Genomic DNA, 21,127 nt, shown 5'->3' on the forward strand with positions numbered 1-21,127 from the left:
AGGAAGGGGCGAGCGGGATTTTGAGCGCGCGCGGCAATCGTATCGGATACCCTGGTGTCCGCTGATCTCGCCGATCGGCCCCCTCACTCATCTTACTTTTCGTGATTCGCTCTTCGATCGTCGCCAATGCCACTGCTTCATTCATCCCCCGTCGCCGGGAATCGGCGTCGGAACGACCGTGTGAATCGACGTCGACGTCTTGCATCGTTGATCGAGCGATTGGAACGTCGCGAGCTGTTGGCCTTTGACGTCGCGCTGTTGGCCGACATCAATCAGCAAGGTGTTTCCGCAGCGATCGATTCACTAGTGCAGTTTGGTGACGAGGCCTATTTCGTTGCCGATGACGGACGGAGCGGAAGTGAGTTATGGAAAAGCGACGGCACAACGGCGGGAACCCAACTGGTCGCCGATCTGCTGCCGGGGCCGGACGGATCGTTGCCCGAAGAGTTGACCGTGGTGGGGACGGAATTGTTCTTCACGGCGTTGGACGACTTCGGCGAAACCGACCTTTGGAAAACCGACGGCACGACGGCCGGAACGACGTTGGTGTTCGACTCCGATGTCAACGAGGCCTACTACTTTCGCGATCTGACGGCGTCGGGGGAAAAACTGTTCTTCACCGCGTATCAATACCAGACCGGTTACGAATTGTGGGTGCACGACCAAGCCACCGGCGGGACGATGCTGGTCAAAGACATCAATCCCGACCAGAGCATCATCGACCGGCCGCAAGAACTGACGGATGTCAACGGGACCCTGTTCTTCACGTCGTATGAGAACGGCTATGAAAACCGTGAGCTGTGGAAGAGTGATGGCACGGCGGCCGGGACCGTGATGGTCAAGGATCTCGCGATCGACACGAGCGATCCGTTGAATCCCGATCCGTCGATCAGTTCCTATCCGACTTCGTTGACCAACATCGATGGCGTGTTGTTCTTTGTCGCCGACGATCCCAACAGCGGCGTCGAGTTGTTCCGCAGCGACGGGACGTCCGGCGGGACCGTGCAAGTCGCCGATTTGAACCCGAACGGTTCGTCCTACCCGGATGATCTGACGGCTTTCGATGGGCATGTGTTTTTCTCGGCCGATGACGGCGTGACCGGCCGGCAGTTGTTCAAAAGTCACGTGGGTTCCGGCGACACCACGATGGTTGCAGGGGCCGCCGGCGACGGCGTCGCCCCAAACCCGACCGACTTGGAAGTCGTCGGGCAAACGCTGTTCTTTGCAGCCGAGGGTGTGGTGCCGGCGACCACCGTCAGCGCTCCGATCCCGACCCTGTCGGCCGACAATTCCATCGTGAACGGATCAGCCTATGCGGGCGTCGTCTCGGATCTCGCCCGCCCCGATCGCGGCAGTCTTGCCATTTTCGGCGGCAACGGCGTCTTCACCGCAAAGTCGCACACCAGCACGAACGACGGCCCCGGCTGGGTCGCCAACGGCAAGATCGGTGACCCGGGCGTGCAGCTGGACACGTTAGCGGCGAATGATTTTTACCTTGCCGACATCGATTCGGGCGACTTGGTCGATGACTTCTGGGAATGGACGATCTCCGACGCGGCGGGGCTGACCAACATCAACTTTTCCGGATTTGCATCGGGCAATCAGTTCGACGAAGCCCACGAAGGATTGGTGTTTGAATTGTTCCTCAACAACTCGCCGACCCGAACGGCCGTGTTGGAACTGGCCGGCGACGAATTAGATAACTGGTACGCCCCACGCACGGCCGCCAACCTTGCGATCAGCAATTCCGGCGGATCGACCGTCACGACGGCTACCATTCGAATGACGATCGGACGCGACGGGGCGCCCGCGTTTGCCGACGGAGGTTCCGAAGCGATTGTGGTGAACGCGCAATTGACCGCGGACTTGTCGGCACAGACGACCGCGCGCGTTCCCGCCGGTCGCGAATTGCACCGGACCAACGCAGCGGCCGACGGCACGGTGCTGGTCAAGGATCTGGTGCCAGGCAGTGGTTCCAACCCCAGCGATCTGACGCAATCCGGAGGCCTGCTGTATTTTTCTGCCGATGAACCCGTCGGCACCGGGCGCGAGTTGTGGGTCAGCGATGGAACGGCGGGCGGTACGCTGCGATTGATCGACTCGCGGCCCGGCAGCGATGAATACGGCGCGCCGCTGGACGGGGATCCGCAAAACCTGACCGACGTCGGCGGAACCTTGTTGTTCACCACCTTGGATGACTTCAATGACCGCGAGCTTTGGACCAGCAACGGCACCGCGTCGACCACTAATCCGGTCGCCAACATCAATCCGGGAACGCAATCGGCTGACATCCGCAACGTCACGCCGGTCGGCGATCAGGTCTACTTCATCGCCGATGACGGCATCAACGGCCAAGCGGTGTGGCAGGCCGATTCGAACAGCGGTTCGGTCGCAATGATCGCCGACATGACACCTTCGGCGATCGACAAGGTTTCGGGGCTGGCACGGTTCGGCAGTGGCGTGGTGTTTTACAATTCCGTCGCCGGATCCGGCGGCGCGATGTACTACTACGACGGTTCGGGCAGCACCGAATTCTTGGCCAGGGCGCCGGTCGAAGTCGATTTGGAAGGGACGATGTTCGTCGAGAACGCGGCGGAGGGGCGTGTGTACTTCGTCGTCAATGAAGCAACGACAGGCGAGGAATTGTGGAGCAGCGATGGGACGGCGGCGGGGACGGCGATGGTCCAGGATCTCAACGGCGGAAATGTCGGCAGCGATCCGAGGGATCTGACGGCGTTCAACGGCCGGGTCTACTTTTCCGCCGACGATGGCGTCTCGGGACGCGAGCTGTTTTCGGCCAGTGACGACGGGGGCGGCATCCAGATCGAAGGGGACCTCAATCCCGGTGCCGTCGGTAGCGACCCCTGGGATTTGACGACCAGCGGCGGACGCCTGTTCTTTTCCGCCGACGATGGCACCAATGGGCGCGAGCTGCACACGTCGGCCGGAACAATGTTTGACATCAACCCCGGCGGTGCGTCCGACCCCGGTGCACTGACCGACATCGGCGGCACACTTTACTTCGCCGCCGACAACGGAGTCGATGGTTCGGAACCGTTCCTGTCCGACGGCACGGTGGCCACCCAAGTCGCCAACATCGGCCCGCTGAGCAGCGATTCGAATCCCGACGGATTCACCGAGGTCGGCGGCAAGGTCTACTTCGCTGCCGAACAATCCAATCGTGGTGCGTTGATGGAGATTTTCTCCGGGATCGCCGGTTCCCAACTGACCAATCTCACCACCGCCCCCAACTATCCTGATGCACCCGATTCGGTTGCCTTGCTCGACTCCTTTGAAATCCCCACCAATGCGGCGGACAGTTATGGCGCTCGCATCCGCGCCTACCTGACAATTCCGACGACCGGCGATTACACGTTTTGGATCGCATCGGACGACCAAGGATCATTGCGATTGAGTTCCGATGAGAATCCCGCCAACGCAACCCAAATCGCGTCGGTCCCGGCGTGGACCAGCTCTCGCCAGTACGACAAGTATCCCACCGACCAACAATCGGCACCGGTTTCGTTGGTCGCCGGCCAAGTCTATTACATCGAAGCGCTGATGAAAGAAGGCGGGGGCGGTGACAATTTGTCCGTCGCCTGGTCCGGTCCCGGAATCACCGGCCCGACTGTGATCGACGGACAGTATCTCACTCGGTTTGGTGTCAGTCCTGCGGACCTGGGCACTGGAAGGGAGTTATGGATCACCGACGGCACCTCCGGCGGGACCGAGTTGGTCGCGGATTTGCAGCCGGGCATCGAAAGCAGTGATCCCGAACCGCAGGCGTCGACCGGAACGAGACTGCTGTTGAGCGTGACCGACGACGGCGCGGTCGGTCGCGAGCCGTGGAGCAGTGGCGGCGTCGCAGCCAACACCGGCTTGATCAGCGACCTGAATCAAGACCTGCGTTACGGAAGCGATCCGCAACAGTTCCAGCGTTTCGGCAACGACTTCCTCTTTGTCGCCGACAATGGACTGGTCGGAAACGAACTGTTCCGCTTGACAGCCAATGCCCCGGTTCCGCCGACGGTTGCGATTGCGTCACCGCCAGGAGTGTACCCGCCGGTCGACCCGATGCAGCGTTCGACGGTCGAATCGGTCAGCCTGGTTTTTGATGAAGAAGTCTTGATTTCGGAATCCGACATCGAGTTGGTGAACCGAGACACCGGGACGGAGGTGACGTCGTTGATCGTGAATTCTGTCTTCCGCGACGGACAAACGATCGTCGAACTGACGTTCGCCCCCGGCCCCTCGGTCATCACCCGCGATCAAGCCGGCACGACCGGATTATTGAATTCGTTGGCCGACGGAAACTATCAATTGACCGTGCGCTCGACCGCCGTCGAATCTCTGCAGACGGGATTGAATCTCGGTGGCGACTTTGTGCACGGTGAACAGGCGACCGATAGCTTCTTCCGGTTTTACGGTGACAGCGACGGAGACCGTGATGTTGACGGGCAAGACTACAGCCATTTCGGCATGACGTTCCTGCGCACGTCACCGGGCGAATACGATCCCGATTTAGACTTTGATGGCGACGGTGACGTCGACGGTCGAGATTACGGCCAATTCGGACTGCGATTCCTGAAACGCCTGGATCATTCATGAACCGCCATAGGCACCGGCTGAGTAGGTCAATTCGTAGCTGTGAGAATAGATTTCGATGATGTTGCCGAAGGGGTCTTCGCAATAAACCATCCGGTAGGGTTTTTCACCGGGGTAATATTCTCGGACCGGCATTCGCTGTTTGCCGCCGTTTTCGACGATCCGCTTGGCGAGACCTTCCACGTCGGGATCCTGCACACAGAAGTGGAACACGCCGGTTTTCCAGTACTCAAAATTGTTTTCCGGCGTTTCGGCATTCGCAAACTCAAACAATTCGACGCCGATCTTGTCGCCGGTCGCCAAATGGGCAATCCTGAACCGCCCCCATCCATCGCCGAAAACGTCGTCGCACATCACGCCGATCGCCGAGTCATCGGAAACGATTTCGGTCGGAGGCATGATGACGTACCATCCCAGCGTTTGGGTGTAGAACTCAACGGCGCGGTCGAGATCCGTGACGGAGATGCCGATGTGGGAAAACGATCGTGGATAGGTCATGGTGTGCTCGGGGGGAAATGGGCCGGTCAATGCCGGTCGGGTAGCAGGTTCCTGTCAATGAACATCGACATGCTCGACCCGTCAGGCACCAGCGGAACCACTTAACGCCGCGCAGATCCTTAGCGTTTCCGCGGCGGGGCGTATTCTTCGTAGCTCGGGGCGTCGTAGACTGACCGCAGCTGGTCGTAGGTTTGATGCAGTGTTTCCCGGACATCCGCGTACTCCGGTTCCGCATAAACGTTCCTCATTTCCGCGGGGTCGTTGACCAGATCGAACAGTTGCCACTCGTCGGTCCAAGGCAAGTAGAACAATTTATGCGTGTGTGTCCGGACACCGAAGTGTTGCGGGACGGCATGCTCGCCCAGTTCGTAATACGCATAATAGAGCGCATCGCGAATCTGTTGCTCGCTGTCTTTCAACACCGGGACGATCGACGTTCCTTGCACCTCGTCGGGGGTTTCCAGCCCGGCCATGTCCAGAAACGTGGGGGCATAATCAATGTTTTGAATCAACGCCGTGGGCTTCGAACCGGGCTCGATCACGCCGGGCCAGCGGATCACAAAGGGCATCGTGAAGGATTCTTCGAACATCCATCGTTTATCGAACCAACCGTGTTCGCCCAGATAAAACCCTTGGTCGGAGGAATAAATGACAACGGTGTTGTCGGCCAGTTGGTGATCGTCCAGGTACTTGAGCAACCGCCCCACGCTCTCATCGACCGCCTTGACCGTTTCCAAATAGTTCTGCATGTAACGCTGGTATTTCCAACGGACCAACGCGGGATGATCGATCGAGCCGGTCTTGTATTCATCGATAAAGGCTTTGTTTTTCGGCGCAAAGTGCGCGTCCCATCGGGCCTTTTGATCCGGCGTCATGCGATTGTACTCCGGTGTTCCGTAAGACCGGAACTCGGGCAAGGTCACGCCCTGCATCTCCTCCTTGCGGAGTTTCAAATCGTAGGCCCAGGTCATGTGACGATCGATTTCCATTTCGTTCTTCGGCAACGTCTTGCTGCGCGTCGCGTAGTCGTCGAACAGGTTGTCGGGCTCGGGGATCGTGACGCCGTCCAGTGTGCCCAAGTGGCGAAGCGCCGGTGAAAACGTTCGGTGCGGTGCCTTGTGCTGGCACATCAGCAAGAACGGTTTGCCGGCATCGCGTCGATCCAACCAATCGATGGCTTTGTCGGTCGTGATGTCGGTCGCATAGCCTTCGAATTTTCGCTGCTTGCCGTCCATCGAGATGAACACCGGATTGTAGTAGTTGCCTTGTCCGGGCAGGATGTCCCAATGGTCGAACGCGACGGGATCCGTTTTCAGGTGCCATTTCCCGATCACCGCGGTTTGGTACCCGCCGCGCTGGAGCGATTTTGCGACCGTCCATTGCGATTGATCAAACCCCGTGCCGGTGTTGCGCAGGAACCCGTTCTTGTGACTGTGTTTGCCGGTCAGGATGCAGGCCCGCGAGGGGCCGCAAATCGAGTTGGCGCAAAAGGAGTTGCGGAACAGGGCACCTTCGTTTGCGATTCGATCAATGTTGGGGGTCGGCGCGACCTCCGCCAGGCGTCCGCCATAGGCCGAGATCGCGTTCAACGCATGGTCGTCGGAAAAGATGAACAGGATGTTCGGCCGCTGGGCAGCGGCGCCGGGGACGTGGGGCCAGGGGGCGATGGTCGACACGGCGAGGAGCGCCAGGACAATCTTGGGCAGTGCAATCGGTGGTCTCATCGGTCGGCGGTCGCGTCAAAATGGAGGGGCGTGCGGGAAACAAGAAGTTCGATTTACCCAGTTTAGGGACGATCGGACGTCCGGTGGGAGAGGCCGGACGGACGGTTCGTGACGAAGGTCCGTTTTGCCCTCCCTTGGACGGCTCTCTTTTTTTCCTTCTTTCCGGGAACACGTTGCGTCCGGCCGGCGTCTGATCAGACTCTGCCCCTGCTTGATTCGCCAACCGCTGGCGGATCTGGGACAGCAGTGCCATCAACTGAGGAAAACAAGAAGTATGGATGCCGACAAAATTGACGCCATCGTCCGCTCGGTCGTCGTTTACGGAATCGGCCTGGTCGCGCTCGTGTTGGCCGCGCAAAAGTTTCTGTTCTGATTAAAGGTCGAGAGCATCCGACTCGACTTGGCGAAGCACGTCGGCGAACGGGATTTGTTCGCAGACGCCGAAGCTGGCGTGGCGGGACAGTCGCGAACGCACCATCTTGGGGGACGACAAACCGCACAGGAACCGGGCGCGTTGCCTGGCGGTTGAAAAGTGGTCCGGGTACTGCCGGCAGACTTCCTGTAGGGCGCGACGCACGCCGTCACCGATCTCGCGTTTTGCGATCGCGGGGATGTCAAAGGGGCCATCGCCCGTGCAGTGGCTGCAAACGCCGCAAGGATCGTCCATCGTTTCACCGAAATGTTCGGCCAGCAGCCGTGACTGGCAGCTCGACGCACCGGCGATGGTGAACACGTCCTCCAGCCGCGAAACTTCCGACTTCTCTCGGTCCTGTACCCTGTCAAAGTACTCGTCGGCAACAACCTTGGGCTGTTCCAGGCGTCGTTTCCAACGATAACCGTGGACCAGATCGCTGACGTTGACTTCGATCCAGTTTTGCGCGGCCATGAAATCGACGGCTTTGACGATCCGTTGTCTGTCTTGTCCGAGCGTCTTGGCGGCGGTCACCGTATTAAGCGAGAACCACTTTCGGGCTTTGGTCAATTGACCCAACAGCCCGGCCAGAAACTCACGCCGCTCGCCGTCAAAGTTGTCGAGGATGGCGCGGGAGGTCACCAGAGGGCGGATCTTGTAGCTGTCATAGCGCGGCGAGGTGGCTTGCAAGTAGCCGTCCAGTTCCAGGTAGGTCAGCAACGTGCGGACGACCAGGATTCGGATGTCGGTTTCGAACGAGAGCTTGTAATGCGAAACAAAAAATTCGTCCGGTTGACCGTGACAAAAATCGATCATCCGCCCGACGCTGTGACGACTGGGCGTATCCCCGTACGTAAAATTCTCCAGCACGACGCGGTCTTCGGGCAACAACAGTAATTCGCAGACCGATGGTCCGCCGTCACGCCCCGCGCGACCGATCTCCTGGGCATACGCTTCGAGCGACTTGGGCGGGTTGAAGTGATAGACGTAGCGGATGTTCGATTTGTCGATGCCCATCCCGAACGCGATCGTGGCGACGATGATGCCATCGTCGGACGCCAGGAATTGTTGCTGGATGTCCGCCCGTGTCTCGGCGTCCATGCCGGCGTGGTAGGCGGTCGCCGGCAGTCCGTCGTCACAAAGTTGCTCCGCGATCGTCTCGGCCGTCTTCTGTTTGGAGACATAAACCAGCGTGGCCCCGCGGTCTCGCGACGTGATGCGTTCCATCAGCGTCGGGTAGTGACTGGCCGCCGACACGATGGTGCTTTTCAGCTGCAGATTGGGGCGGTGGAACGGCGTGCGAATCGCATCGTCGGGTTCAATGGCAAAGGCTTTGCGAATGTCGTCCAGTACCGCCGGCGTCGCGGTCGCGGTGAGCGCCAGGATGCGGTCGGCGTCCAGTTTGCCCGCCAGTTCAGCCAGTTTCAGATAGTCGGGGCGAAAATTGTGACCCCATTGGCTGATGCAATGAGCTTCGTCGACTGCAAACAGCGACACATCGAGTGAACCGACCGAAGCGAGAAAGCGTTCGTTGAAAAACCGCTCCGGAGCCACATACAGCAGCCGGATCGACCCGTCGCGGATGCCTCGCATGGCGTCGCGGAATTCTTGCTCGGTCAACGAGGAATCCAATCGTGCGGCGCGAATCCCGCGGGCGGCCAACGCGTCGCATTGATCTTTCATCAACGCGATCAGTGGCGAAACCACGACCGTCGTTCCGCTCAACAATTGGCTGGGCAATTGGTAACACAGACTCTTGCCGCCGCCGGTCGGAAACACCGCCGCGGTATTCTTGCCGGCCAGCAGACGCTCGATCACCTCCGCCTGGCCGGCACGGAATTCGTCCAACCCGAACCGATCCCGCAACACCTGACCGGCTTCTCGACCCAACTCCGTTTCCGCCAATGCCATCGCAATTCCCTGTTTATACTGTGCGCTCCAACTGCACACGGCGCCTCCCGAATGCAAACGGCTGACACGCCGGGCGTGCCGATGCCCCATTTCCCGATGTCGCTAAGGTTTACCAACACTGTCATGAAATCAATCCCGCTTCATTCATTTTTGTGTCCGCTGGTCGTTTGGACGCTGATGTGCTGCTGTCAGGTCGGGGCGTGGGCGCAGGAAACACCGCCCAATGTTGTGATCATTTTCATCGACGACATGGGCTACGCGGACATCGGCCCGTTCGGTGACACGGGGTACCCGACGCCGAACCTGGATCGCATGGCCGCCGAAGGACGCAAGTTCACCGATTTCTGTGTGTCCTCGGCCGTTTGCAGCGCCTCGCGGTCGGCTTTGATGACCGGTTGCTATCACAAACGCATTGGCATCTCCGGCGCTCTCGGCCCCAAATCGACGATCGGATTGAACGCGAACGAGACGACGATCGCGGAAGTGTGCCGCAGCAAGGGGTACCGCACGGCGGTCTACGGAAAGTGGCACCTCGGACACCATCCCAAATTCCTGCCCACCAACCACGGTTTCGACGAGTACTACGGCATCCCGTACAGCAACGACATGTGGCCGCTGCACCCGCAGACTGTTGCCAAGCGACGAATCAACCCCGACGCACCGAGCAATTGGGCGGAGTTGCCGATGATCCAGGACACCAAGATCGTCATCGATCGCATGGCACCGGCGGACCAAGAGCAGATGACGAAACAGTTCACCGAGCGCGCCGTTGAATTCATCCGGCGTGATAGCGACCAACCGTTCTTCCTGTACCTGCCGCACCCGATGGTGCACGTTCCGCTGTTCGTTTCCGATGAGTTTCGCGGCAAGAGCGGACGCGGGCTGTTCGGCGATGTGGTGATGGAAGTGGACTGGTCGGTCGGGCAAATCCTGGACGCGATCGAAGACATCGGGGCCGAACGCAATACCCTGGTCGTTTTTACCAGCGACAACGGGCCTTGGCTTTCTTATGGCACGCACGCCGGTAAGGCGACGCCGCTGCGTGAAGGAAAGGGCACGATGTTTGAAGGCGGTTATCGCGAACCGACCCTGATGTGGTGGAAAGGAAAAATCCCCGCGGGAACGACCTGTGACACCTTTGCCAGCACCATCGACTTGTTGCCCACGATCGCCGCGTTGGCCGACGCCGACTTGCCCGATCACAAGATCGACGGCCACGACATCCGCCCGCTGATGTTCGGCGACCGCGATGCCAAAACGCCCCACGAATCGTTCGCGTGTTTCTACAAAGGCGAACTCGAAGCGGTACGAAACGAACGTTTCAAGTTGGTGTTTCCACACAAGTACCGCACACTCAACGGACACCCCGGGGGAACCGCAGGCTTGCCGATCGCTTACCAGCAAAAGATGGCCGAGCGGGCACTCTATGACTTGGACAACGACATCGGCGAAACCACCGACGTGTCCGAAGAGTTTCCAGGCGTCGTGGCCGAACTGGAAGCCGCCGCGGCCCGGTATCGCAACGAGTTGGGCGATAAATTGACCAAGACCAAGGGCACCGAGATTCGCCCGGCCGGGAAACTGGAGCCGGGTGACGAACAGTTGCCGCTGGTTTGGTAGCCGGCCGCTGTTTCCGGACGACAAGTGACGCGATGGGGGCAAAACGATGGGGGCAAAACGATGGGGTGGCGAAATGACGGCGGAATTCGCAGAACCGAATTGTTTTGCCCCCCTCGTTTTGCCCCAACTCCCAACTCCCAACTCCCAACTCCCAACTCCCAACTCCCAACTCCCAACTCCCAACTCCCAACTCCCAACTCCCAACTCCCAACTCCCAACTCCCAACTCCCAACTCCCAACTCCCAACTCCCAGCTCCCAGCTCCAAAAAACTACACCGACCTTACCGATGATGACGATTGGCTTCCGCACAACAAATTCCGTGTGACGATCCGTCGATAAGTGCACGACGCTTCCATTCGTTCGCCTTTAAAATCAACATTCACGGGATCGTCTATGCCATTCCTTCGCGGTAGCCTCGGATTTCAAAGATTCAGTGTCACCGGATTCGAGGCGGACAGTTTCGGCGACGATCAGATCGAGATCCTTTCCAACCACGCCGCCGGAAAATTCCAGACTTCTTCGGAAGAAAATGTGTCGGTCGGATTCTTGGGCGGCGAGCACCTGTTCGACCAGGACTTTGATCCAAGCAAGAATGTGATCAACGAGGCGGCGCATTTTTCCGCCCGATTCGACACCAATCAAATCCCCGCGGCCTATCGTGCCGCTTGGCTGCAGATGGAGTTGGCGGGGATCGCCAAAGACAGCGAAACCGGGACGGTCACCAAGTCGCAGCGCAAGGAGGCCAAGGAGGCGGTCGAGCAGCGGTGTGAGGCCGAAGCGGCGACGGGAAAATACCGCAAGATGCAGTCCTTTCCCATGCTGTGGGACTACACCAACGAGATCCTGTATTTCGGCGGCTCGGTCGGGACGGCCGGGCGGCACTGCATCGATCTGGTCGAACGTGCCTTCGGTGTCGAATTGCGACACTGGAGTGCGGGATCGCTGGCCGAACAGTGGGGGATCGACAACGAGCTGTACGGCGAGGTCGACGATCTACAACCGGTCAGCTTTGTCACCGGGCAAACGATGGGCAGCCACAAGTGGTCCAACGAACATTCACAGTCGCCGGACTTCTTGGGCAACGAGTTCCTGATGTGGCTATGGTGGACGCTGGAAACCCAATCTGACACGATCACCCTGGCCGATGATTCAGAAGTGACGGTGATGTTGGCCAAGACGTTGAGCTTGGAATGTCCGCTGGGAGAATCAGGCAAGGAGAGCATCTCCGCCGAAGCTCCCGTCAAGTTGCCCGAAGCGATGCAGGCGATCCAAAGCGGCAAACTGCCACGCAAAGCCGGCATGACGATTGTCCGCCAGGACCGTCAGTTCGACCTGACGTTGCAAGCCGAGACGTTCGGGATCAGCGGCGCGAAGATTCATCTGGAAGACGACGAAGAGTTCGATGACGATGACCGCATCGACGCGATCCGTCAACTGAGCGAAACGATGGATCTGATGTACGAGACGTTCCTCGGTCGGCGGACGGGGGGCGACTGGAAAAAAGACCTCAAAGCGATCTCCGGCTGGCTGGGCCAACCGACACAGAACAAGCGAAAGGCGGCTTAGTCGGCGGCGGCAGTTTTGATCCATCCGCTGTAATCGCTAGGTTTGCACAGCGACAGCCCCCGCTGAAGGATCATTTTGTCGGGGGCGAGGCATCATCAGGCGAGCGAGTGCTGCGTGACGTACGGTTGCTCGAATCCTTCCGTTGCCCAAAAAAACGGTGTCGCTCTCGATGGAAACATTTATTCAAGACAACCAGCTGTTTGTCGGCTTGGTGTTGGCGTTGGTGGCCGGTTCATTCTTCGCGTTCCACCTGTTGGGCGGAGCCAGCGGATGGTCATCCGATGACGGCTACGACGGTGATTTCGGCGACTGGGACTGAGGGCGAGTCGCAGGCCGTGTAGACTGTTGGCCGTAGAGATGTTTCGCGAATGTAGCGACAAAACACTCGTCTTCTTGCCTCCGGTCACACCAACGATTTTCGAAGTGCCATGTCTCGAATGTGCATCGCCCTGGCGGTCAGTCTGTGCTTTGCCTCTGCTTCGTGGGATGCTCGCGGTGCCGAGTCGCCCGACAAGACCAACGTCGTCTTGATTCTTGTCGATGACCTCGGCTGGAAAGACGTCGGTTGCTACGGAAGCGATGACTACCAAACGCCGCACATCGATCGACTTGCGGCCGAGGGGATGCGATTCACCGATGCCTACGCCGCGTGTAACGTCTGTTCGCCAAGCCGCGCGGCGATTCTGACCGGCAAGTATCCCGCGCGTCTGTTGCTGACCCAGTGGTTACCGTCGGGGCGTTGGGATGCGGAAAAAAGCCGGTTGAAAGAGGCACGCTATCTCTCCAATCTGCCGCTGGAGGAAGTGACGCTCGCTGAGGCCTTGCGCGAATCGGCCTACCGCACCGGATTCATCGGCAAGTGGCATCTGGGAACCGAGACGTATTATTACCCGGAGCACCACGGGTTCGACGTGAACATCGCCGGGCGAGACTACGGCGCGCCCGGCAGTTATTTCTATCCGTTCGAAGGGCAATGGAAGATCCCTTCGACCGGGCAGACGTTGGTGAAAAAAGCCCCGCTTTCCGGAAAACCCGGCGACTACTTGGTCGACCGCTTGGCCGAAGAGGCGGAACGGTTCATCCGCAGCAGTGCCGATCGTCCGTTTTTTCTAATGCTGTCGCACTATGCGGTGCACACGCCGTTACAAGGGAAGCCGGAAAAGCAGAAGAAGTACGAGGCGATTGAAACGTCCCAACGTCAGGGAAAGCCCGCCTATGCGGCGATGGTCGAAAGCGTCGATGACAGTGTCGGCCGCGTGATGCAGACGCTCGCGGACGTGGGAGTCGAGGATGAGACACTGGTGTTGTTGACCAGCGATAACGGAGGCTTTGCCAAAGCGACGAGCAATGCACCGCTGCGAGCGAACAAGGGTTCCAACTACGAAGGCGGATTGAGGGTGCCGCTGATCATCAAATGGCCGACACGCACCATGCCAGGGTCGGTGTCCGACCAGCCCGTGATCGGCACGGATTATTATCCGACCATCCTGGAAGCGGTCGGGTTGCCACCGCGTCCCCACCAGCACGTCGACGGCGTCAGCCTGGTTCCGGTGCTGAGTGGAACAGGACGCCTGAATCGCGACGCAATCTACTGGCATTACCCGCATTACAACCAGCATCCCCAAAGCTTTCCCTCGGGCGTGGTCCGCGCCGGAAAGTGGAAATTGATCGAAGCCTTCGAGACCGGCGAAGTGTCGCTGTATGACTTGGACAACGATCTTGGCGAACAACATGACCTATCGCAGTCCGAATCGGAGAAGGCCGCCGAGTTGATTCAATCGCTGCGGGACTGGCGTCGCGAAGTCGGCGCCGACCCGATGCGACCCAATCCGCAATACCGCGATCGCTGAACAGCGACGCATCACCGTCGCGACACTCGATGCGAGCGTGGAAAATGCCGGGGATCCACCTTCTGGCGAAGGTAGCTACGTTTGCTCAGCGAATGACGACTGGTCGACCAAAAACTTCGCCTTCATCACGGTCACCGCCTGCCCCGTCAATCGCACGCGATCGCCATCGACTTGAGTGTGAACCACGCCGCCGCGTGGGGATGCTTGATAGCCGATCAGCGACGTTCGCCCAAGTTGATCGGACCAATAGGGTGCCAAACAACAGTGGGCCGACCCTGTCACGGGGTCTTCGTTGATCCCGCTTTGTGGGGCGAAGAAGCGGGACACGAAGTCGATCCCGGGAGTGGTCGAAGCCGCGGTAAGGATGACACCGCGCGTCTCGATCTGTGCGAGTCTGTCAAAGTTTGGAGCTGCCGCGCGCAGTGTTGGTTCGGAATCGACGACGACAAAAATGTCTTCTCTCGATTTAGCGACGAACTCCGTGGCAACACCCAGAGCATTTTGTAGATCAGAGACCGTGGCCGAATCAATCTGACCCGTTGGTGGCGTCGCGGGAAAATCCATCGTGATTGACGTCCCATCACTCGTGCAGCTCAGGCACCCGCTTCGGGTTTGAAACGATATCGATTGCGACGCGGCCACACGCCCCTGCTCGATCAACACGTGCGCGGCTGCCAGTGTCGCGTGTCCGCATAAATCCACTTCGAGCGCCGGAGTGAACCAGCGGAGGTGAAATTCATTGGGGTGGCCGGTGGGGACGACAAACGCCGTCTCGGAGAGGTTCATTTCCGCGGCAACGTTCTGCATCCACTCGGCATCACGAGCGGCGTCGAGCAGACAGATCGCCGCCGGATTCCCCGAAAACGGACGATCGGCGAACGCGTCGACTTGCCAAAGGGGGATTTCGTAGCTGGGGGGCATAAAGCGATGTGTTTTGTCAGGCGATGTGAACGGTCAGTGCTGTCCGTCGGCGTTGTCGCAAACGAACGGACGACGCCGTCCCAGCTCGGACCGAGTCTTCTACCTCTCGCAAGGAGTGGCCGATCGGCCGAAAGGTGACCGAGAATCTCTCTGTCGGTGGAATATTTCCAACCTTTTCTCGTGTGCTCTGCGGTCGCGGTCGCACTGGACAGGCTGGAAGCCTATCCCACTAAGACTTGCCGGCAAAATGGTCTCGCAACGCTTCCAGCAAGGCCGCGTAGATGGGGTTGCAGAAATCGGCGACCAGTTTCGGATCGTCCGCCGTGTACTCGGACATCCATTGGGCAAAGGTCGTGCCGTCCGACGTAACGGGCAACAACTGAATTCGGCCGCGGTAGTTGGAGACCGACGACTGCGACACCGGTTCGGGGCCGTCGTCGATCGAATACAGCAGGCTGAAGTTGGCGTCGTCCAAGTCCAACAGCGTTTCTTCGAACGCGCCGTTGAGCACCCGTTTGGCGCCCACGCAATCTCCCGGCAGACCGCCGACCGCCTTCACGCTGGTGATGAACGGATGGCCCCAATCCAAACGATGAAAGTTGCGGATCTCACCCCAGACTTCATCGATCGCCGCGGGAACGATCACCGAGTTGTAACAGGACATCGTGGATCCCAGTTCGATAGTGTAATTGTCGTGCTTGAGACGCGAACGCCGCATCAATCATATAGAATACCGGGCGACGAATGTGCACGGCAGCCAACGAACTTGGCGAACGAACTTGCCCAACCATGGTGTTCCTGATGCAATCTTTGACCCGTCGCAAACTGAATGCGGCTGCCCTAATCCTTTTGTTGACACATGCCCTCGCGGCGACAAATGCGTCGGAGGCAAAGCCGAACATTTTGTTGATCATGGCGGACGACGTCGGTTGTGATGCCATCGGGTGCTATGGCGGTCAAAGTCATCCGACGCCACACATCGATGCGCTCGCTCGAGGTGGGATGAAATTCAATCATGCCTACTCGATGCCGGTCTGTCATCCCTCACGCGTCTGCTTGATGACCGGGCGTTACCCGTTCCGTTTCGGGGCCGCGGGGATGAAGTGGGGGGGGTTCCCCGAAGCAGCCGAGGGGATCTCGATCGGCGACCGTCTCAAGCAGGCCGGTTATGCGACCGCAGTGGCCGGCAAGTGGCAGCTTTGCATGATGAAGAACGATCTCCGACACCCGCGGCGGCTCGGATTCGATTCCTGGTGCCTGTTCGGCTGGCATGAAGGCGGACGCTACAACGATCCGCTGATCTATCAAAACGGCCAGCTCCGCAAGGACACGCGTGGCAAATACGGACCGGACCTGTATGTCGACTTTTTGATCGACTTCATCAGCCAAAGCCGGCGAGACGGGAAGCCGTTTTTCGCCTACTACCCGATGGCTTTGTGCCACGACGTGACCGATGACCTGAAAGGCCGGCACGTGGCATACTACAAACACGGTCGATGGATGACCTATGCCGAAATGATCTCGTCGATGGATGACATGATCGGCCGGTTGGTTGCGGCGATCCAGCAGTCGGGGCTTCGCGAGGAAACCCTGATTCTTTTTACGACCGACAATGGAACCCCGGCAGCAAGCTACTTGACGGTCGACGATTCCGGCACCATGGTCCGCCCCAAAGTGTTTTCGATCCGCGATGGGAACGTTGTTCCCGGGGGAAAGGGAAAGCACGATGACACGGGAACGCGGGTCCCGTTGATCGCCAATTGGCCCGGCCGGATTCAGCCCGGCAGCCAGGCCGATCAGATGGTCGATCTGACCGACTACCTGCCCACCCTGGCCGACGTCGCTGGGTTGGGCGATGAAGACGTCTTTCGTGACGGCGTCAGCTTCGCGCCGCTGCTGCTGGGGCAGCCCCGCAAACGCGATCGAGACTGGATCTACACCGAGCACCGCGGAAAACGAGCGATCCGCTCGCCGCGGTTTCGGCTGTACGACGACGGGCGATTCTTCGATCTGGTGAGCGATCCGCGAGAACAGTCCCCGCTTTCGGCGGGCGATCTGACCGCCGAGGCGAGCCGAGAGCGGGCCGCCTTGGAGCAGCGGATGATGCAGCTGAAATCGCCGGCGGTCCACTGAGACCTGAAATCAGAAACAAAAAACGCCACACGTTTGCGGGAAACGTGTGGCGTTTTTTGAATGGTCGGTGGTGAAACGAGACGCTTGCGTCGGCCGACAGCCTCCGCGGGTCGCGTTCACACCAATTCTTTCTTTGCTCCGACGAGCGTTCGCAATCGTTCAGCCAACAGGTGGGCGTCGAACGGTTTTTTGAACGTCTCGTTGATGCTGCTTCGATCGAAACTCATCGGCTGGCCGTCATCGGGCAGCAACGCGATCAGAATGATATCGGTGAAGTCGGCATTTTTGCGCAGGTTCTGGCAAATTTGCACGGCTTCGATCTTGCCGATCGAAAAGTCGACGATGATGCAGTCTGGCGTGAAGCTTTCGGCTTGAATACCGGCTTCGAAACCGCTCGCGGCCACGGCGACCTTGAACGATTTTTCCGGCGGCAATTCACGCTTCAAGTTCTCGATCAAAACTTGATCTTGGGCGACGATCAGGCACTTGGCCATCGCTTCGTCTTCCAAGTCACCCAACGGCATGCCGTGTTCCTTCAGGAACTTGATCAGGTATTCTCGTGGAATACGACGATCTTGTGATCCTGGGATTCGGTAGCCTTTCAAACGCCCCGAATCGAACCATTTCGAAACAGTTCGGGGTGCGACTTTGCAAATCTTGGCGACCTGTCCAGTCGTAAAGACCTTCATATCAGGCTCTCCATAACGCCTCGTTGATTATTCCCTCGAACAATGGTGCGTCGGTACCCAATGTTCTCATGGCCTTGGTCGATCGATCGTGCCGCACGCTTTCTCGTTCGCTTCATCTGTCTTACCGGTCCTGATCGGCGAGTCAAACTGTTTCGAACCTGAATGCTGTGTGTGCTGCAAACCGAACGCTGGGTCAGGCCACCCGGCTCACATCCTGTGACGCTTACCGAACGGGATCACTTGCTAGGTTTCAAACGTTGTTAAACGGAACATTCCGTTTGCGGGGTAGATGCGGTGACATCCGGCGACCAACGCCCAACGTTCCATCGTTGAAACACGGCGGACATGATGATGGGTGTCGTCATCATGCCTGTGTTTGCAGGAACGTTCGGCTATAGTCGCCATCTGCCGTCGAACGTGGTGGATGTCGCGATTGCAACACGCACCGGCCCGATGCTTTCCCAGAATCCCCCCTGGGCAGATCAACGATTCGGCTGCCACCAGCCCTCTCGCATCACGGCGGTCGAAACCGCTGCGAGGCGAGAAAACTCAGTCGAAAACTGTCGATCCGAGACTTAGTGTCGAGCAAAACCGCCCCAATTCTTTAGGGCGTTTGGAAGGGAACAAGCGTCATCGTCCCTGTGACGGGCCCTGACCGGATCAATCGGGACGGGCCGGTCGATGCGAATGATGCAAAACACCCGTGTTTCCGCGACTTTAGACGCTCCCCACGCCGTATTCGTCGCACCGGAAACGAGGATTTGTGGAGAAAAAAAACTTTTCGTAAAGTTCATTTTTATGCCCGATCGGCCTAGACAGCGTGCCAATCGAGCGGTCATTTGGCCCCCTTGGGCTGACCCACTTCACTTTCAACGCATCGAGCAATCGAAATCAAACTTCCATGCAAGACAACGCACGCGCCTTCTTTGAACAAGCCATCGCAACCCCCAGCCCGTCCGGATACGAAGAGCCGATCCAGCAGCTGAATCGTGACTACATCGCCCCCCATGCCGATCGCGTTCGCATCGACGTGCACGGAAATCTGATCGCCGAATCGGGGGACGTCCACGGTCCGCGGCTGATGTTGGCCGGACACTGTGACCAAATCGGGATGCTGGTTTCCTACATCGATGAATTGGGTTTCGTCTACGCCCAAACGATCGGCGGTTGGGACCCTCAGCAATTGATCGGGCAAGCGATGTCGATCTGGACCCAGGCCGGTGAGGTCCCCGCGGTCATCAGCCGCAAACCGATTCACTTGCTCAATGATCACGAACGCAAAAAGGTCGTCTCGCTGGATGAGATGTGGTTGGATGTCGGTGCGGCGAACGACCAGCAAGCAGCCGAGAAGATTCGCATCGGCGACCCGGTCACGTTGGACCTGCGGATGCGTCCCTTGATGAATTCGCTGGTCAGCGGCCCCGGGATGGACAACAAGACCGGGATGTGGACGGTGATCGAAGCCCTCCGCCGGGCCAAGGAACTGGCCGGCACCGATGGCCTGGCCTGTCACCTGCACAGCGTCTCGACGGTTCAAGAAGAAATCGGCCTGCGGGGCGCCAAGACCGCCGCCGGCGGAATCAACCCCTCGGTCGGCATCGCCGTCGACGTCACCCACGCCTCGGACTGCCCGACCATCGAAAAGAACAAGCAAGGCGACATCCGCCTGGGCGGCGGTCCGGTGATCTTCCGTGGCCCCAACATCAACCCCAAAGTCGCCGCGCGGTTGATGGAACTGGCCGAAGCGAACGAGATCCCGTACCAACGTGCGGCCATCGGCAGAGCCACGCCCAACGATGCCAACGTCCTGCAGCTCCACGGCGCCGGCGTCGCGACCGGATTGGTCGCCATCCCCAATCGCTACATGCACTCGGCCGTCGAAGCCATCTCGATCGACGACATCGATCATGTCGCACAACTGTTGGCCCTTTTTGCGGCCGCACTGAAGTCAGACGACGACTTCACGCCAGGGGGGTGAAGGAGTTGGGAGCTGGGAGTGGAGGAGCTGGGAGTGAAGGAGTTGGGAGTGGAGGAGTTGGGAGTGGAGGAGTTGGGAGTGGAGGAGTTGGGAGTGGAGGAGTTGGGAGTGGAGGAGTTGGGAGTGGAGGAGTTGGGAGTGCTAATAAAATTTCTCCCTTCTCCCTTCTCCCTTCTCCTTCACTCCTCCACTCCTCCACTCCTTCACTCCTTCACTCCTTCACTCCTCACTCCTCCACTCCCAACTCAAATCTTCTGCAGCCGCTCCAGCGGGACGTAGTAGCGTGAGTAACGTTTTCCGTCGCTGAACTTTTGCCCGGCGGGGTTGGGGACCAGGACGGTCGCACGGCGGGTGATGCGGTTGACCCGCCCTTGCATGCGGTGCCCGTCGTGGAAAAAGACGACGTCGTCGCCGACGCGGATGTTGAAACGGACCGCGGCGCGTTCGCGCTGGGTGATCAAGTTGTGTTGGTAATCGGTGTGGCCGAAGTAGCGATTGGCGATCGACTGGTAACGGGCTTCGCTGCAATTGCCGTCATTCCAAATCAACATTTCGATCAAGTGCACGAACTCGTGCTCGGCGATCCGCTGCATCGCCTCCAAGCGGTCGTGACACACGCACCCTGCCACTTCGATCGGACGCGAGACGTCTTCAAAGGTTTGGAACAGCAGGGTGCTGGAGAGGACGAGTTCAAATTGGCGTCGCCCGTCGTAGCTGCCTTCGGGGTACTGCGTGACCAATTTGCCGCCGACGCTGGTCATCCGTGAGGACAGATGGAACGAGATGCCTTCGGCCGAGGCGGCACTTAAAATCCGTCCTTCGAAAAAACGGTCATCGTACATGCGGATCATCCGAGCGACGTCGTCCGCGGCGACCTTCTGGAAATTCGGGCCGTCGATACAGCGGCTGGTCACCAGCATCTGCTCATAGATCTGTCGCCGCCATTGATCGCGCTGCCGCACGGGGAAGGTCCGAATCGCGACTTCACCGGCAAGCCGACTCAAGACGTCGGGATCGCGCGGGGACGGTCGGCCCGGCAGGACCCCCGCCGATGCGGCGCGGGGCTGGCCTGTGGAAGGGCGGGTTCGATTCCTGGTGCGGGTCTGCCGATGCGTCATCCTGAAGCTCACGGAGGGGAGATGCCCGCATTCTAGACGATCAGGGCCGACCAGGAGTAGTTCAATCGGCACGCTCAGATGCCGCCAAGGGGCGCGGGAGG

At 59.2% G+C, this 21,127-nt stretch carries 14 protein-coding genes; 7 read left to right on the forward strand and 7 right to left on the reverse strand.

All coding sequences use genetic code 11. The annotated features are described in order from the left end of the window. The first annotated feature begins 180 nt into the window (after positions 1 to 180). Positions 181 to 4,608, forward strand: coding sequence for an ELWxxDGT repeat protein (locus tag H1B37_RS00445; RefSeq protein ID WP_182864638.1), 4,428 nt, complete (start codon positions 181 to 183; stop codon positions 4,606 to 4,608). Here the strand turns inward: H1B37_RS00445 and H1B37_RS00450 are convergent. From H1B37_RS00450 to H1B37_RS00460, 3 genes are all read right to left on the reverse strand, one after another. Then, positions 4,603 to 5,103, reverse strand: a complete 501-nt coding sequence (locus H1B37_RS00450; protein ID WP_182864639.1) for a lactoylglutathione lyase family protein — start codon at positions 5,101 to 5,103, stop codon at positions 4,603 to 4,605. The genes H1B37_RS00445 and H1B37_RS00450 overlap by 6 nt on opposite strands. 119 nt (positions 5,104 to 5,222) lie before the next feature. After that, complete coding sequence (locus H1B37_RS00455; RefSeq protein ID WP_182864640.1) at positions 5,223 to 6,827, reverse strand: sulfatase family protein; 1,605 nt, start codon at positions 6,825 to 6,827, stop codon at positions 5,223 to 5,225. Between the two features lie 373 nt (positions 6,828 to 7,200). Then, the gene (locus tag H1B37_RS00460) at positions 7,201 to 9,150 is read right to left on the reverse strand and encodes a RecQ family ATP-dependent DNA helicase (protein ID WP_182864641.1); all 1,950 of its coding nucleotides are present in this window, start codon (positions 9,148 to 9,150) and stop codon (positions 7,201 to 7,203) included. A gap of 177 nt (positions 9,151 to 9,327) precedes the next feature. Between H1B37_RS00460 and H1B37_RS00465 the strand changes: the two genes are divergently transcribed. The 4 genes from H1B37_RS00465 (at position 9,328) to H1B37_RS00480 (ending at position 14,187) form a co-directional block, all read left to right on the forward strand. Beyond that, the gene (locus tag H1B37_RS00465) at positions 9,328 to 10,770 is read left to right on the forward strand and encodes a sulfatase family protein (protein WP_286177289.1); all 1,443 of its coding nucleotides are present in this window, start codon (positions 9,328 to 9,330) and stop codon (positions 10,768 to 10,770) included. 394 nt (positions 10,771 to 11,164) lie between these two features. Next, entirely contained in the window at positions 11,165 to 12,337 is a 1,173-nt protein-coding gene (locus H1B37_RS00470; RefSeq protein ID WP_182864643.1) for a hypothetical protein, read from the forward strand. Between the two features lie 169 nt (positions 12,338 to 12,506). Continuing rightward, positions 12,507 to 12,656 carry a hypothetical protein gene (locus H1B37_RS00475; protein WP_182864644.1) on the forward strand — a complete coding sequence of 50 codons (150 nt, stop codon included), beginning with the start codon at positions 12,507 to 12,509 and terminating at the stop codon, positions 12,654 to 12,656. A gap of 109 nt (positions 12,657 to 12,765) precedes the next feature. Next, positions 12,766 to 14,187: a sulfatase gene (locus H1B37_RS00480; RefSeq protein ID WP_182864645.1), complete on the forward strand. Its 1,422-nt coding sequence runs from the start codon at positions 12,766 to 12,768 to the stop codon at positions 14,185 to 14,187. A gap of 75 nt (positions 14,188 to 14,262) precedes the next feature. Here the strand turns inward: H1B37_RS00480 and H1B37_RS00485 are convergent, their stop codons facing one another. Next, entirely contained in the window at positions 14,263 to 15,108 is an 846-nt protein-coding gene (locus H1B37_RS00485) for a PhzF family phenazine biosynthesis protein (RefSeq protein WP_182864646.1), read from the reverse strand. Positions 15,109 to 15,337: 229 nt separating this feature from the next. After that, complete coding sequence (locus H1B37_RS00490) at positions 15,338 to 15,772, reverse strand: SRPBCC family protein (protein WP_182864647.1); 435 nt, start codon at positions 15,770 to 15,772, stop codon at positions 15,338 to 15,340. A gap of 137 nt (positions 15,773 to 15,909) precedes the next feature. Here H1B37_RS00490 and H1B37_RS00495 point away from each other — a divergent pair, with 137 nt between their 5' ends. Continuing rightward, complete coding sequence (locus H1B37_RS00495) at positions 15,910 to 17,241, forward strand: sulfatase family protein (RefSeq protein ID WP_182864648.1); 1,332 nt, start codon at positions 15,910 to 15,912, stop codon at positions 17,239 to 17,241. Between the two features lie 116 nt (positions 17,242 to 17,357). On the opposite strand, the gene H1B37_RS00500 is transcribed toward H1B37_RS00495, so the two are convergent. Further along, entirely contained in the window at positions 17,358 to 17,930 is a 573-nt protein-coding gene (locus H1B37_RS00500; protein WP_182864649.1) for a response regulator, read from the reverse strand. Between the two features lie 901 nt (positions 17,931 to 18,831). Here H1B37_RS00500 and H1B37_RS00505 point away from each other — a divergent pair. Next, positions 18,832 to 19,908, forward strand: a complete 1,077-nt coding sequence (locus H1B37_RS00505; protein WP_182864650.1) for a M42 family metallopeptidase — start codon at positions 18,832 to 18,834, stop codon at positions 19,906 to 19,908. Positions 19,909 to 20,153: 245 nt separating this feature from the next. Here H1B37_RS00505 and H1B37_RS00510 read toward each other — a convergent pair whose 3' ends face one another. Next, positions 20,154 to 20,912, reverse strand: a complete 759-nt coding sequence (locus tag H1B37_RS00510) for a hypothetical protein (protein ID WP_182864651.1) — start codon at positions 20,910 to 20,912, stop codon at positions 20,154 to 20,156. Between the last annotated feature and the right edge of the window lie 215 nt (positions 20,913 to 21,127).

The sequence above is a fragment of the Stieleria mannarensis genome (genome assembly GCF_014154935.1).
Classification (GTDB): Bacteria; Planctomycetota; Planctomycetia; order Pirellulales; family Pirellulaceae; genus Stieleria; species Stieleria mannarensis.